Source organism: Paenibacillus sp. FSL R7-0128 (assembly GCF_038002245.1).
In the GTDB taxonomy this organism is placed as follows: Bacteria; Bacillota; Bacilli; order Paenibacillales; family Paenibacillaceae; genus Paenibacillus_AQ; species Paenibacillus_AQ silagei.
In genome coordinates, this window is sequence record NZ_JBBOCD010000001.1 from 5,055,331 (window position 1) to 5,070,114 (window position 14,784).

The following is a 14,784-nucleotide window of genomic DNA, read 5'->3' on the forward strand; positions in this document are numbered from 1 at the left end:
CATTATAGCACATCCCGGGCGGAAGCAATGTTTGCACTGGCTACTCCGGCCCCGAGTATGATACTCTAGAAAGGTCGATTTTTGGGTCGTGTTGCAGATTAGCTCAACAGTGAAAGGATAGATGGACGTGGCACAATTATTTTTCAGGTATGGAGCTATGAACAGCGGCAAATCCATTGAGATTCTCAAGGTTGCACATAATTATGAAGAGCAGGGCAAGTCGGTGCTCCTCTTCACACCTTCCATTGATAACCGGGATGAAGTGGGATACATCTCCTCCCGGATCGGACTGCGCAAGCAGGCTATTCCTATCGACGAGCAGACCGATATCTACAGCATTGTCAGCTGCAGTCTGCCGAAGCCGCACTGTGTACTGATAGACGAGTGCCAATTCCTGAGCAAGGACTGCATCCTGCAGCTGGTGCGTATTGTGGATGAGCTTGACATTCCGGTGATGGCCTTCGGCCTCAAAAATGATTTCCAGAACAATCTGTTCGAAGGCAGCAAATATATGCTGATCTACGCCGACAAGATCGAAGAAATGAAGACCATCTGCTGGTTCTGCGCACGGAAAGCCACCATGGCGCTGCGGGTCGAGAACGGCAAGCCGGTATACAGCGGCAAACAGATCCAGATCGGCGGCAATGAAGCCTATTACCCGGTCTGCCGTAAATGCCACAAGAATCCTCCATTGTAAAATACCCTAAAACAGAACATTAAAACGCACTCCAGCCCTCAACAGGCCAGAATGCGTTTTTTTGTGTTCCAGTCTATTGAACCGCTTGAAGCGCCCTGTGCTCATCCTCCTTGCGGACGAACAGATCATGCTGGATCGTAGCCTTCCCGCCGAAGTCAGCACGCCGTGTGGTCTCTCTCATTCCGCCATTAATCCGGGAACGGTGCGGGATGCCAGCTGCTGCAAGGCGGCTTTTGACCCGGAGATATTGTCCCTGATCGAACGTGGTGTACACTAATGTGCGCTCCCTCGGGACGAAGACATGCCAGATACCTCTAAGCAAGCCCACATGCGTCTCCTCCCTTTAGTTCAGATAACGTTCATGAAGAACCCGCAGATGATGCCGTTCATGTCCGATGATCAGAGCAATCTGCGCTCTAACCGACATCGCAATGCCATTGGAGCTGCCTGTACGGGTATAATCATTATCCACCAGACTGTCTACCAGCGCCAGGGTGGACTCCCGGACGATCCGGTAATGCGCAATCATCTCTTGCAGCGTGAAGCGGTCGAACGCCCCGGCAGCCGCATAATCATTCTCTTCATAGCCCGGCAGCGGCGCCTGTTCTCCCCTCGCAAAACAAAGCAAGCGGTAAGACATAATGCGGTCATTATCCGTCAGATGCCCTAGCATTTCCTTGATACTCCACTTCCCGGGGGCATAGCGGTAGGCCCCTTGCTCCTCTGTCAGCCCGCCGAGCAGAGCCAGTACCTCCTGAGTCTGCTCTCTTAGAATAACGCCCAGTGCTCCTTCCGGCGGCACCAGTGTAATATATCTGGACTGAAATTCGGTATACTCTCCTTGCGCAGGACGCTGATTCATGGTAAAAACCCCTCTCCAAACCAATTTTCAAGAAATATTTGCCGGATTGTGTCAAAACCTGTTGTTGTATCTTAGCCTATTATGTATAATATCACCAGGATTACAGATTTGTTAATCTATTTCCCGGGAGTGTAAGCATGCTGGATTTTGTGCTTTATATGGTGTTTTCAGTTTTAGAGAGTTCTGCCTTATTCTATCTGGCATTTAAAATTTTCAAACTCGACATTTATCCAAAAGAAATTGTGTTTGCAGGCTTAATTATGGCATTCATTTCTTACACCCTTCGTAATAATTATGGGCTCTCTAAAATAGACGTTTTTCTCCAGTATACTTTAACTTTCCTATTTATTTGGCTTTTGTTCAGGATTCATATATTTTTTGCTGTTATTGTAACAGGCGTTGCTTATCAAGCATATATGTTAATTCAATCAGTTCTATATTTATTTATAAATAGTACCGGTATATATGAACTGAAATTCCCTTCCATATCTATAGGGATATATATTTTGCAGATTTTAACTTCTGCAGGAGCATTCATTGTTGCTTACAATATAGGCGTAAAAAGAAAAGGCTTTGATTTCATTCCTGATAAACCTGAGGGAAGAGTTACAATTAGCAAAAGTGATAAAATATTATTTGCTTTGTGTATCCCTTCTGTTCTTGTAGTAATACTGATGCTTTACCTTATTGAATATTTACCTCACTTTTTCTTTGTTATACCTTTATTTTATGGTTTTCTATTATTTGGATATCTCTATTTATCAAGTCAAAAAAATCGTGGTGGAATATATTGAACACTCTTGCTTTTAAAATTTCGACGGCTATTAAGAACGCAAATCCAGAAGAAACAGGTTCTATCGAGGTCTTGCAATACTCTCTCAATATTATTCTAAATACTTTTCTTATTATTACCTGTTCTTTATTTTTCGGCTGGTTGCTGAACAATACAGCAGCTACGCTATTGTTTTTCGCAAGCTTCTCCGTACTAAGAATTTTTTCTGGCGGATTTCATTTAAGAACAGCTACTGCATGCAATATAGTGACCACCCTGCTTTGTGTGCTTACCCCTTACTTTTTTATTTTAACGGGCTCTTTTCTTCTGATGGCTTTCAACATGATTAGCTTTATTATAATGTGCTTTTTTGCCCCTAATCCAGATAAAAATGCCCGAATTCCATATCATTGGTTTCCTCATTTAAAAGTTATCTCTATTTTTCTAGTAGCATGTAATTTTTTTATTGGCTCATCGGTTTTAGGACTGGCTTTTTTTGTTCAATCATTAACCGTATTACCCTGGAAAAGGAGGTTGAAATTATGAAAGCCATGACAGCTAAATACGTTTCAAAAGCGTTAGAATCTTCCGCACGCTTCTTTGTTTCCGTTATGAAGATTAGTCTGCACAGCCCTGAAGCTCCTCAAGAACTGCGTAAGTAATCATACAAGGATGGGGAATACATGCGTGTTCTACTAAATGACGGTTCTTCCCGCGATATCCTGGAAGAAGATATATTGTATTTCTCTAATTATAAAAATACAATATTCGTCCATACGAAAGAAGGCGAATTTGTTTTCCCCACCACTCTTTCCGATCTCTTATCAGCTTATAGGGATGAAGGGTTCGAACGGCTAGATCGCAGTAATGTAGTGAGTCTAAGCAACATTGAAGCTTATGATTCGGAGCGTAAGATCGTTCTGTTTAATCAAGGAAAACAGTTTGCCCATGTATCGGAGTCCAACGAATCCAGAATTAAGAAATACTTGACTAATCGCGAATTCGATGATTAATTCACCGTAGAATGTAAAGAGAGCAGCGATCCTTTTTATAGGTTCGCTGCTTTTTTGTAGTCATATATGGCTAATAAAAACAAAATCAATCATTATCACATATTATCCAACTTATGTAAAGTAAAATTCAGAGGGCGAATGACAGCAGACGGATTATATTCCAGATGGTACCATTTACATAGAAGCATTTCATTAATATCTTAATTATCTTTTCCACTACTCTCAACCATGATGGAGGAATACAATGGATACTTACTTTCATCCTTCTCCGCGCCCCTCATCACTTGAGCTATTGTCTAACGAACAATTAATGAACATCTACGAATTGGCGCTGGAAGCCAAGGCTTCACCGGATTTTATCCAGATTATCAGGAATGTTCTCACCACGCGGAATCTTTCAGGTACCCAACATCATTAGAATGCGAAGCTCTCCACCCATAGGATATACCTCCACAGATGCCAAAAAACCATCCTCCACAATGTGCGGGGATGGTTTTTGGTGAGCAACAAGCTTACGCCTACTCGATGATTTCGGTCTTGAACACATTCTCCAGCTTCCCGCCGAGCCGCTTCTTGAGGGGAACCTTGATATCGCGTCCCAGCTCCTTGAAGAAGGTCTCGGCATCACATTTGACGTTCTGGGCCATAGCAATGACAGTTCCATCGGCAACGATATTCTGATTCACTTCAAGCGGCACATCTACTTCAATATCGTATTTTTTGGTCAGTGTCTTGATGTATCTTGCAAAAATCTCCAACAGCTCTTCGTTGTTGAAATTCTCGATAGCCGCTTTCCCTTTGCTGGTGAACTTCATATTGATTCTCATGATTCTTATCCCCTTTTCTGTCTAACCATTTGTAGTTTGTTTATGGATCAAGATGAATAGATGGCTGCAAGAAAGGGCAACATTATTCATTTTGCAAGCACGCTAAGCCGGGCCCTTCTTTACTTGTACACGCCCTTGATCTGTTGTACTTTGAACTGGGTGAATTCCTTCAAGGCCTGAATGACCTGATCCTGTTCCTCTTCCTTCAGCTCGAAGATACCTTCACGCAGCCATTCTCCGAATAAGTATGCCTGACGCCCTTGGCGCGGCTGCCTGCGGAGACTGTCCAGACTTCCCTCGAATATATCGTTAAGCACATCGGTCAGGTTGTACTTCTCGATCTTCTCTATAACCATTCCTGCCCCATATTCCGTCTCATAAACGATGACCTCGTCAGAATCAAAGGAAACATATGACGTTTCTTTGTCTTCCTTCGCCCGGAATTCCTTCAGCTTGTTGAACGCCGTCTCGTAAATGTAGTCCTGGGACTGATTATGCTTAGGCAGCTTGTAGCCCTGCTTCAGCGTCTTGATGTACTCAATATCAGGCATATAGTCGGCCAAATGATACATCCGGTTCTTGAGATCCCCTCCGAGTGCTTCAATGATCTTATCCAGGTTATCCTTAAGCGGGATACTCTCTCCCCGTTCAATCTTGCTGAGCTGTGAATAACTGATGCCGCTCTTCTCTTCCAGCCCCCTGAGGGTTAACCCCCGGGCCTTCCTGAAGTGCCGGATGAAATTCCCCAGCTCATCGGGGTAATTATCGAAATCGTTCATAAGAGCCACCTCTACCTATATCATAACACAAGACAACAATTTGTGTTTCATAATAACAATTGTTTGTGTAAATTCTTTAGGCGAGAAGCGTAAAACCCTCCATATCCCCTTAATATATGGGGTTAATTCCCATAAATGAGAACCATTCTAATCCGTTTTCCTTATTCTCTCAAATAGACCCCAATCTTATCCGATATAACCTAATGTAAACTTAATACCACAACTGGAGGAATGTTCATGTCTTACACAATGGAAGTCAATCTTGCAAAAAACCAGGTGATCGTCAGAGCCTACGGCCTGACTGAGAGTGACGTACCCGCCTACATAGCAGATTTTGAAAATGCTCTGAAGCAGCTGAAGCCAGGCTTTACCGGAGTAACTGATGTGACCGGTTCCCCAACCGTGCTCTCTCCTGAAGTAGCCGCAATGCTCGCTCCCACCGGTGACCGCGCGGTAGAAGCAGGAGTAGGCGGCTGGGTATACGTTGCAGACTCCCCGGTCTGGAAAATGCAAATGAAAAGACTGTTCGGCAAATTCGCCGTGCATTATCCTACATATCAAGAAGCCGATGCTTACCTGAGCAGTCTGGGCAACCAGTCCGTTAATTAAGGTATATGAAATATAAGCTTATATTTATAACAAAACCGACCAAGCAATGGCTTGGTCGGTTTCTTTTACATAACAGTAGCAGCCATTCCGGTAACTAGCGCCTATAGATTCACCACATGTAATGACCCAGGTGCTTTTTGTTATTCCTTAATACCCCGGTCAAGGACGCCGCACACAATATAATATAGAGTCCCAGGAAAAGCGGCATGGACAGGACCGCCTTACGCTCAACAATCCCCATTCCAATAAAAGTCATCCCTAATATGAGATAGGGCAGGACCATCCCTCTTTGAAAAGAGGCCCGCTCCTCCTTACTCAAACTATCCCTAACGGATTGCCGAAGGAACACATCAAGTCCAAAAAAGTGACAAGCCGCTTGTGTGAGCATCCAGATCCCTAAAAGAATCTGCGCTATGATTTCTCCCACCTCCTTTGCTTATCCCTTCATTATAAACTAAAAAAAGCCACTCCATGAAGGAGTGACTTGATTTACTACCTATTTGTCGTACAGTCTAATGAATGGCTAAGTATCTTTATTGCCTTCGTTGCAATGTATGTATGCGCTTGTAACTGGTGTTTTCAGACTCACACGCAAGTCATGATCCAGACGCGGCTGTTAATCAATGGGGACTGTCTCGGGCTCATCCTAAACGAGAGAACATACAAGAACAACACTCTAACGGGTAAGGATGTGGGTACCTTCCTTTCATGACGGGTGCTCCCGCCTATCTGTCTCCAATTCTGAGAGTTTTTTCTCACCGACCGCTTGTATGGAGCCTGATTGTTGCACATTTTGCAGGATTACACTTAAAAATATTAATGGCCACGGTGCATTGTTGCATTATTTGCAGTAATTCCGTTGTTTAGAGCAAGTTAGCGCTGGCTTTGTTGCATTTCATGCAGGATTTCAGCATCGGTCGATTCTATTGGGCAACATTGCTGCACTTCTTGCAGGATTTCTCTACAATGTTACGGGCTGTGAAGCATTAGGCCCATACATCATCGCAGCAGTATAAATTGTATTCGGTTTTTCGCATACAAACTACTTGGGTGTAGTAAAACAAAATACCACTTGCTATTGGGGAATACAATTTCCCATTAGCAAGTGGTATTTATTATTATGCTATTCCGGTATTTTTAGGCTCTAGACTACTTAACCCTTCACATATCCAGCCCCTAACCCTTTCAAGACACCTTATGCTCAATGCGCAGCTTATCCGCTACCATGGCAATAAATTCCGAGTTAGTTGGCTTGGATTTGGAGATATTAATGGTATAGCCGAACAGGTGGGAGATGCTGTCGATGTTGCCACGGGTCCAGGCGACTTCAATCGCATGGCGGATGGCGCGTTCTACACGGGAAGGCGTGGTCTTGAATTTCTCGGCTATAGCCGGATACAGCGTCTTGGTGATGGCACCAAGGATCTCAATGTTGTTATAGACCATGGTGATGGCTTCACGCAGGTACTGATAGCCTTTGATATGCGCAGGGACGCCGATTTCATGAATGATTGAGGTAATATTCGCATCCAGGTTCTTGCCCTTGGACAGCGGAACCACATTACTGGAAGATCTGGAAGAAGAATAGCCGGACATGCTTCCGGAAGTGCTCATACTGCCCTGCGTGCCAACCAGCTGGCGCACACGGTTCGCCAGAACCTCCATGTCAAACGGTTTCAGAATATAATAAGAGGCGCCAAGCTGAACGGCTCTCTGCGTAATATTCTCCTGGCCAAAAGCGGTCAGCATAATGATCTTGGGCTGCGGGTTCAGATCCATATCACGCAGGCGTTCCAGCACGCCGAGGCCGTCCAGATGCGGCATAATGATATCAAGAATAAGGACATCAGGGATCTTACGTGCTCCGCTGAGCATCTGTAGTACCTCTTCCCCATTATAGGCAATGCCTGTTACGGTCATATCTTCTTGTTCAGTAATGTACTCGGCGAGCAAGTTCGTGAACTCCCTGTTATCATCGGCCAACAACACTTCAATATTCTGCACTGGCTACTTCCTCCTTATATATCTGCTATTCAGAAAATAATGATCATCTTCTCTCCCTATAACTTTCGACATCAGGTTTGAATATCCTTCTGTCGAAAATTATTTTTCTTTATTTTTTTTCGGTGTTGATTTATAATTAAATATTTTGTTTCACGTTTCGAGGATAATCGCTGCCCTTCGACAAAAAAATCTTAAGGCTAAACCGCCTTAAGATTGTATTGAGGCTCCTGATCCTGTTGAACCACACCGGAGTCCCTGAGCATCCACTCAATGAAGCAGCCATACCCTGACTTGGGATCATTGACGAACACATGGGTCACTGCACCGATTAGACGGCCGTTCTGGACAATCGGGCTGCCGCTCATTCCCTGGACAATCCCTCCGGTCTTATCAAGCAGACGCGGGTCGGTTATCCGCAGCACCATACCCTTAGTAGCAGGGGTCTGCTGACGGGCCACATGGATGATCTCTACGTTGAAGCGTTCGACCTGCTGACCATCGACAACGGTAAGAATTTGCGCCGGTCCTTCCTTCACTTCAGTGCTCATGGCCACCGGAATCGGCTCCTGATATAGGCTGTGCTCAGGATTACGGGTCATTTTACCGAATATTCCGAAATCCGTGTTGCTCTCCACATTCCCGAGAACCTGGCTTTCCTTCAGAAAATGGGCCCGTTTCTCCCCAGGATCGCCATCCTGGCTCTTGGAGATTGAAGTGACGCTGGACTGCACGATATGGCCGCTGCCGACCACAATCGGCGTACCTGTGTTCATGTCGGTGATGACATGCCCAAGGGCCCCGTACACACCCTGCTTCGGGGCGTAGAAAGTGAGGGTCCCTACACCTGCTGCGGAATCCCGGATGTAGAGCCCGAGCCGCCACACCTTGTCTGTGCGGTCATAAGCGGGCTTTAGCTGAGCTGTGTGCTCTTTACCGCCGCGTTTGTAGACGATGCTTAAGGAATCATTGCTCCGGCCGGCTTGCTCGACCAGCCTTGCTACCTTCGATACCTCGTCCAGCTTCACCCCGTTAATGGAGATCATCAGATCGCCGGGCAGGATGCCGCTGTTCTCGCCTGGTGAAATCTTGGACTGCTCCGATACTTCAATCAGATGATGACCTACCACCAGCACGCCTGCCGACTTCACCTTCACGCCAATCGTCTGACCTCCGGGGATGACCTTAAGTTCACTCTCGGTTCCCTGTACCGCCCTAAGCGGCTGATGTTCAAGCGGTGCTGCGTGGATCTGTGCGGGTCCCGTTATGCCTGATAAACTGAGAAAGAAGGCAAATAAAAGGCCGGGCATTAACTTCCTGAGGTTAGGCTTCAATGGCTGTCACACTCCCTTTTGCTTCTTTCGCTTGACGAAAAAGGTGGTCGCCAATTGCGTACCTATAAGATAACCTTGCCCTCAGGCTTTTATTACTGTCAATCATTGTCCCGCTTAGCTTGCAGCTGCCTTGCTGGCCTCGGCCAGACCCAGCATCTCCTGCGCGTGATGCAATGTTTTTTCGGTAATTTCCACACCGCCCAGCATTCGGGCCAGCTCCATTACGCGGCCTTCGGCCGAGAGCGAGTCCACCTCAGTCATCGTGCGTCCGTCTTCGACTTTTTTGGCAATCAGATATTGATGATCTGCCATACAGGCCACCTGCGGCAGGTGGGTAATGGAGAATACCTGGCAGGTGGAGGACAGCTTATACAGCTTGTCCGCGATGGACTGGGCCGCCCGTCCGCTGACCCCGGTATCCACCTCATCGAAGATAAGGACAGGAATCGCATCATGCCGCGCAAAAATACTCTTCATCGCCAGCATGATCCGTGACAGCTCTCCGCCTGAGGCGATCTTGCCCAGCGGACGCAGCGGCTCGCCGGGATTCGGGGAGATCATGAATTCAGCACTGTCGATCCCCTGCCGGGTCAGACGGTACCGCCGTCCCTGATACTCCATACCGCGCGGATCTTCTAGCGTCTCCATCTTCACCTGGAGGGAGGTCCGCTCCATCTGCAGATCCTTCAACTCCCCTTCGACCTGTGAAGCAAGCTCAGTTGCGCACTGCCGCCGCGCTCCGCTCAGCGCTTCAGCTGACTCCATTAAGATATGAAGCAGGCCATCGCGTTTGGCCGTTAATTTCTCAATATATTCGTCCTTATTCTCCAGAAGATCCGTCTCCCGCTCAATCTGCTGATAATACTCCAGAATCTGCTCCACGCTATCCCCGTATTTGCGCTGCAGTCCGGTGATCAGATCCAGCCGGTTCTCAATATCCTCCAGCCGTGCCGGATTGAATTCGATCTCTTCACGGTAGTCGCGCAGCTGAAACGCCGCATCCTCCAGCTGGTAATAAGCCGACTGCAATTGCTCGAAGACTGCCCGCAGACCCTTCTCGTCATACCGCACCGCATCTTCAAGCCTGGAGATTACATTGCCAATGGACTCCAGCCCTTGCCTGTCATACAGCAGCTCGTATGCGCCGGATACTGAATCCATCATTTTCTCACTGTGGGATAGTTTTACCCGTTCTTCGGCAAGTAATTCATCTTCTCCCGGTTTTAGTCCCGCAGCAGAAATTTCCTCCAGCTGAAAACGGTACAAATCCAGCATCTGATACGCCTTTTGGCTGGATTCCTGAAGTTCCCGGAGTTCTTTTTCCACTTTAGCGAAGGCTGTATATTTATCCTGATAATCCGCTTTGAGCGGTCCGATTACCGCCTCCCCATAGGTATCCAGCAGACCCAAGTGACGTTCAGCCTTCAAAAGGTTCTGATGCTCATGCTGTCCATGAATATTGACCAGCTGCTCCCCGATTTCGCGCAGCATGCTCAGATTGACCATCTGGCCGTTCACGCGCGAAGTACTCTTGCCCTGGGAGGTGATTTCCCGGCGGATGACCAGATGCTCCTCACGTTCTGCCCCGATGCCCAGCCGCTCCAGCGTATCCCAGACCGGGTGACTTCCCGGCAGGCTGAAAAGCGCTTCCATTTCGGCCTTCTCACACCCATACCGGATGGAGTCAGCGGAACCGCGTCCCCCGGCAATGAGTGCGAGCGCGTCGATGATAATTGATTTTCCGGCACCGGTCTCCCCTGTAAGGACATGGAACCCCGGATAAAAATGCACATCCACCGCCTCAACCACGGCCAGATTGCGTATAGACAATGTCTCTAACACGAATACAGCACCTCCGACATGATGATTGCCTGTCTGCCCGTAAGCAGAACTACGATATATAGCCCATAATTTGTGAAATAACGTCCTTGCTGTCCTCCGGCTGGCGGCAGATTATCAGAATAGTGTCGTCTCCTGAGATCGTACCCATAATTTGCGGCCAGTCGATATTATCGATCAGCGCAGCCACGGAATTGGCCGTTCCCGGCAGACATTTCATCACCACAAGATTCGCGGAATAGTCGATTTGTACAAAGTTGTCCACCAGCACCCGCTTCAGCTTCTGGGTCGGGTTGTAACGCTGGTCGGTGGGCAGGGAATACTTGTAACGCCCGTCATCCATCGGAACCTTGATCAGCAGCAGTTCCTTGATATCACGGGATACGGTAGCCTGTGTAACTTGAAAACCCGATTCACGCAGTGCCTCCACCAGATCATCCTGGGTTTCGATTTCCTTTTGCGAGATAATCTCTCTAATCTTGATATGCCTGTGTCCCTTCATTGTTGCCTCCCGTATTTATATAGTGCTTAACTGGATTCTCCGTCGTCCTTGCCGAAATTAATTACATGAATGTTGGAATTCACCGTATCCACATAGAGTACCCCGCTACAATCCGGGTAGATCAGCAGATAGGGGAGGATATGGTCCCGGAGTCCACTGCCGGTGAATTCAAGCTCCTTGCGGGGGCGGGACAGGATGACCAGATAATAATGCTCCTCATTCCTGGTCGCTACATAATCAATGAACAGCCTGCTGTACATCGGTGCCCCATTCACCTGAAAAGACAGCGGAATCTTCAGCTTACCGCCAATGACCTCATATCCCGCATCCTCCAGCAGAGCGATGGACGGATGGGACTGAATGACCTTGTTGATCGGCACCCGGTCCTTCATGAAGGAACCCGGAGACCCCTGCAGCCAGATATAGATTCTATAAAGGATAAAGATTGCCGCCGCCAGTCCCATAAGTGCCACTACAGCCTTGTCCGAGCTCGCCACTCCCATCACCTCGGTGAATCTATTCGCGCGAGGGCGGGCGAAATCCTGCTTCGGTCTGACAATCTGCCGTTAATTTCCGGTTCGGGGAGACCTGTAATTTCTTATATTGGCAGCAAAAGAAACTCATCTCTTAGATGAGTTTCCATGGCCCGCAGCGCTGAAGGTTGCATTCGCTTCCTTAATAACCGAGTCGGCAAGCGCGGCGAAATTATTCGGCTGTGCTTCAGCCGCAGAAGTCTGCTGCACTGAAGGCTGCTCCGCAGCCTCAGCAGGCAGCAGCTTCCAGTGTGCCAGAAATTCAATATTACCTTCCCCGCCGGTAATGGGGGAATACGTCAGTCCTGCAAGCGTGTAGCCCAGTTCGGCTGCCATGGACAGTACGTTTATCAGCACCTCCCGGTGAACAGCAGGTTCGCGCACAACTCCAGACTTGCCCACCTTCTCGCGCCCGGCTTCGAACTGCGGCTTAATCAGCGCAGCGATATCAGCAGGACGGTTCAGCAGCGCCATAAGCGGCGGCAGGATGATCTTCAGTGAAATGAAGGAGACATCGATACTTGCAAAGTCAGGTACCGGTCCCTTCAAATCGGGCGGGGTCATGTAACGGAAGTTGGTCTGCTCCATTACGGTTACCCGTTCATCATTACGCAGGCTCCAGTCGAGCTGGTTATGTCCCACATCAATCGCGTACACATGAGCCGCTCCGTTCTGAAGTGCACAATCGGTGAAGCCTCCTGTTGAGGAGCCGATATCCAGCATATTACGGCCGGTCAGCTCGATGCCGAACTGCCGCAAGGCCTTCTCCAGCTTCAAGCCGCCGCGGCTGACATAGGGGTGCAGTGCTCCCTTGACTCTTAGAATAGAGCTGCGCAGCACTTTCATCCCCGGCTTTTCTATCCGTTCTTCGTTCGCAAGCACAAGCCCCGCCATAATGGCAGCCTTGGCCTTCTCCCGGCTGTCGTAGAAGCCTTGCTCCACTAACAGCACATCAATTCGTTCCTTAGGGTGTTCCATGTTCATCTCCCGATCACTTCGTTCCGCCTTCCGCCCCTGCTCTTACGAGGTGGAAGTTGACTTATAGGTATAAGTGCTAAGACCCTTCATTGACTTTATACGTGCGCACACGGCTTCAACGGTAAGGCCGGTTTCCTGGCGTTGCTCCTTAATCGATCCATGCTCGACGAAAATATCCGGCACGCCCATCAGGTGGACATGCGTATCATATATCTCATGCTCTGCAAAGAACTCCAGCACCGCACTGCCAAGGCTGCCGGCCTGGCTCGCTTCTTCCAGCACCACCATCCCCGTTCCGGCATGTGCCAGATCAAGCAGCATGGTGTTATCCAGCGGCTTCAGGAAGCGCGCATTCACCACACCGACCTGAATCCCTTCACGCTTCAGCACTTCTGCCGCCTCTTCAGCAACCTGAACCATCGGGCCGCAGGCAAGCACGGCGTAATCCTCACCAGGACGCAGACGTTCCCAGGTGCCGATAGGCAGACTGTGCAGCTCAGCATCCATAGCCACACCCGTGCCGTTAATCCGCGGATAACGGTAAGCAATCGGTCCTTCATTATAGTCCAGCGCCGTCTTCATCATGTGGCGCAGCTCATTCTCATCCTTCGGCATCATAAGCACCATGTTCGGGATATGACGCATAAAAGCGATATCGTACACGCCCTGATGGGTCTCCCCGTCCGCGCCGACGAAGCCCGCACGGTCGATGGCGAACATAACATTGGCATTATGGCGGCAAATGTCATGAACGATCTGATCATAGGCACGCTGCATGAAGGTGGAATAGACGGCAAATACCGGCTTCATGCCTTCCATAGCCAAGGCCGCACATAATGTGGCGGCATGCTGCTCCGCAATCCCGACATCAATCATCCGGTCCGGGAATTCCTTGGCGAACGGGAAAAGTCCCGAGCCGCCCGGCATCGCCGGTGTTACGGCAATCAGCCGCTTGTCCTGATGCCCCAGCTCAATTAACGTCTGTCCGAAGACTTCCGTGTACATCGGATTGCCGACCGCTTGAAGCACCTGGCCAGATTCGATTTTGTAGGGGGAAATGCCGTGCCATTTATAGGAATCGACTTCCGCCGGTTTGTAGCCCTTGCCTTTGGTGGTAAGCACATGCACCAGCACAGGCCCAGATACATTATCCGCCTGATGGAAGGTGTCGATCATCTTCTCCAGATCATGACCGTCCACGGGTCCCAGATAGGTAAATCCGAGTTCTTCAAACAGAACACCGGGCACCAGCATGTTCTTCAGGCCATCCTTCACATTCTGCGCAGTCTTCGCCAGACGTCCGCCGATGGCCGGAATTTTCTTCAGCAGGCCTTCGACCTCGTCCTTGGCCCGCAGATAATGACGGTCTGAACGAATCTTGCTTAGATAGTTATGCATTGCCCCTACATTCGGAGCAATCGACATTTCATTATCATTAAGGATGACCATCAGCTTGCGGCCCTCATGTCCAATATGGTTCAAGGCTTCAAAAGCCATACCGCCGGTAAGGGCACCGTCGCCGATCACGGCAATTACCTTATTGTCTCCGCCCTTCAAATCACGGGCCATCGCCATACCCATGGCTGCGGACAAAGAGGTACTGCTGTGTCCGGCTTCCCAGACATCATGCTCGCTCTCTGTACGCTTGACGAAGCCGCATAATCCGCCGTGCTTGCGCAGTGAATCGAACCGGTCCTGGCGGCCGGTTAATATTTTGTGGACATACGCCTGATGCCCTACGTCATAAATCATTTTGTCCCGTGGACTGTCATAACAGTAATGCAGGGCCAGTGTAAGCTCCACGACGCCCAGATTGGATGCGAGATGCCCCCCTGTTACAGACAGCTTCTCGATCAGAAACTGGCGGATCTCCTCCGCAAGTGCAGCCAGTTCCCCGACTGATAGAGATTTAAGTTGCTGAGGATCATTTATTTGTGGAAGCAGCACGAGTATTCCCCGCTTTCCTAGATGTTGTAAAATATAAACCCCATTATAACACAAACGAAACGGCTGTCGAAACACAGCCGTTTGCGAAACT

17 protein-coding genes are annotated in these 14,784 nt (G+C 48.7%); 6 read left to right on the forward strand and 11 right to left on the reverse strand.

What is annotated here, in order from left to right; translation table 11 throughout:
- Positions 1–127: 127 nt before the first annotated feature.
- Positions 128–697 (forward strand): thymidine kinase, encoded by a 570-nt coding sequence (locus tag NST26_RS21410; protein ID WP_340951493.1) that lies wholly within the window; start codon positions 128–130, stop codon positions 695–697.
- Positions 698–770: 73 nt separating this feature from the next.
- On the opposite strand, the gene NST26_RS21415 is transcribed toward NST26_RS21410, so the two are convergent.
- Together NST26_RS21415 and NST26_RS21420 are read right to left on the reverse strand one after the other, a co-directional pair.
- Positions 771–1,025: a hypothetical protein gene (locus NST26_RS21415; protein WP_340951491.1), complete on the reverse strand. Its 255-nt coding sequence runs from the start codon at positions 1,023–1,025 to the stop codon at positions 771–773.
- 15 nt (positions 1,026–1,040) lie between these two features.
- Entirely contained in the window at positions 1,041–1,559 is a 519-nt protein-coding gene (locus tag NST26_RS21420) for a DinB family protein (protein WP_340951488.1), read from the reverse strand.
- A gap of 137 nt (positions 1,560–1,696) precedes the next feature.
- On the opposite strand from NST26_RS21420, the gene NST26_RS21425 reads away from it, so the two are divergent.
- The 4 genes from NST26_RS21425 (at position 1,697) to NST26_RS21440 (ending at position 3,762) form a co-directional block, all read left to right on the forward strand.
- Positions 1,697–2,353, forward strand: a complete 657-nt coding sequence (locus NST26_RS21425) for a hypothetical protein (protein WP_339249505.1) — start codon at positions 1,697–1,699, stop codon at positions 2,351–2,353.
- Positions 2,350–2,877 carry an accessory gene regulator ArgB-like protein gene (locus NST26_RS21430; RefSeq protein WP_340951486.1) on the forward strand — a complete coding sequence of 176 codons (528 nt, stop codon included), beginning with the start codon at positions 2,350–2,352 and terminating at the stop codon, positions 2,875–2,877. Before NST26_RS21425 ends, NST26_RS21430 begins: the two co-directional genes overlap by 4 nt.
- A gap of 137 nt (positions 2,878–3,014) precedes the next feature.
- Positions 3,015–3,344 (forward strand): LytTR family DNA-binding domain-containing protein, encoded by a 330-nt coding sequence (locus tag NST26_RS21435; protein ID WP_339249509.1) that lies wholly within the window; start codon positions 3,015–3,017, stop codon positions 3,342–3,344.
- A gap of 244 nt (positions 3,345–3,588) precedes the next feature.
- Complete coding sequence (locus NST26_RS21440; protein ID WP_081751395.1) at positions 3,589–3,762, forward strand: sporulation histidine kinase inhibitor Sda; 174 nt, start codon at positions 3,589–3,591, stop codon at positions 3,760–3,762.
- Between the two features lie 100 nt (positions 3,763–3,862).
- Here the strand turns inward: NST26_RS21440 and NST26_RS21445 are convergent, their stop codons facing one another.
- Positions 3,863–4,171 carry a hypothetical protein gene (locus NST26_RS21445; RefSeq protein ID WP_036698353.1) on the reverse strand — a complete coding sequence of 103 codons (309 nt, stop codon included), beginning with the start codon at positions 4,169–4,171 and terminating at the stop codon, positions 3,863–3,865.
- 119 nt (positions 4,172–4,290) lie between these two features.
- Positions 4,291–4,950 carry a helix-turn-helix domain-containing protein gene (locus NST26_RS21450; protein ID WP_036731967.1) on the reverse strand — a complete coding sequence of 220 codons (660 nt, stop codon included), beginning with the start codon at positions 4,948–4,950 and terminating at the stop codon, positions 4,291–4,293.
- A 237-nt stretch (positions 4,951–5,187) separates the two neighbouring features.
- Here NST26_RS21450 and NST26_RS21455 point away from each other — a divergent pair, with 237 nt between their 5' ends.
- Positions 5,188–5,559: a hypothetical protein gene (locus NST26_RS21455; protein WP_036731966.1), complete on the forward strand. Its 372-nt coding sequence runs from the start codon at positions 5,188–5,190 to the stop codon at positions 5,557–5,559.
- A 1,185-nt stretch (positions 5,560–6,744) separates the two neighbouring features.
- Here the strand turns inward: NST26_RS21455 and spo0A are convergent.
- From spo0A to dxs, 7 genes are all read right to left on the reverse strand, one after another.
- Entirely contained in the window at positions 6,745–7,563 is an 819-nt protein-coding gene (gene spo0A, locus NST26_RS21460; protein ID WP_036731960.1) for a sporulation transcription factor Spo0A, read from the reverse strand.
- Positions 7,564–7,760: 197 nt separating this feature from the next.
- The gene (gene spoIVB / locus NST26_RS21465) at positions 7,761–8,870 is read right to left on the reverse strand and encodes a SpoIVB peptidase (protein WP_445323376.1); all 1,110 of its coding nucleotides are present in this window, start codon (positions 8,868–8,870) and stop codon (positions 7,761–7,763) included.
- Positions 8,871–9,008: 138 nt separating this feature from the next.
- The gene (gene recN / locus NST26_RS21470) at positions 9,009–10,736 is read right to left on the reverse strand and encodes a DNA repair protein RecN (RefSeq protein WP_340951479.1); all 1,728 of its coding nucleotides are present in this window, start codon (positions 10,734–10,736) and stop codon (positions 9,009–9,011) included.
- A 49-nt stretch (positions 10,737–10,785) separates the two neighbouring features.
- Positions 10,786–11,235 (reverse strand): transcriptional regulator AhrC/ArgR, encoded by a 450-nt coding sequence (ahrC, locus tag NST26_RS21475; RefSeq protein WP_036698370.1) that lies wholly within the window; start codon positions 11,233–11,235, stop codon positions 10,786–10,788.
- 26 nt (positions 11,236–11,261) lie between these two features.
- Entirely contained in the window at positions 11,262–11,732 is a 471-nt protein-coding gene (locus tag NST26_RS21480; RefSeq protein ID WP_235192067.1) for a hypothetical protein, read from the reverse strand.
- 123 nt (positions 11,733–11,855) lie between these two features.
- Positions 11,856–12,746: a TlyA family RNA methyltransferase gene (locus tag NST26_RS21485; protein WP_340979752.1), complete on the reverse strand. Its 891-nt coding sequence runs from the start codon at positions 12,744–12,746 to the stop codon at positions 11,856–11,858.
- Positions 12,747–12,788: 42 nt separating this feature from the next.
- A complete protein-coding gene (gene dxs / locus NST26_RS21490; protein WP_340979753.1) occupies positions 12,789–14,693 on the reverse strand; it encodes a 1-deoxy-D-xylulose-5-phosphate synthase in 1,905 nt (634 codons plus the stop codon).
- Positions 14,694–14,784: the final 91 nt, after the last annotated feature.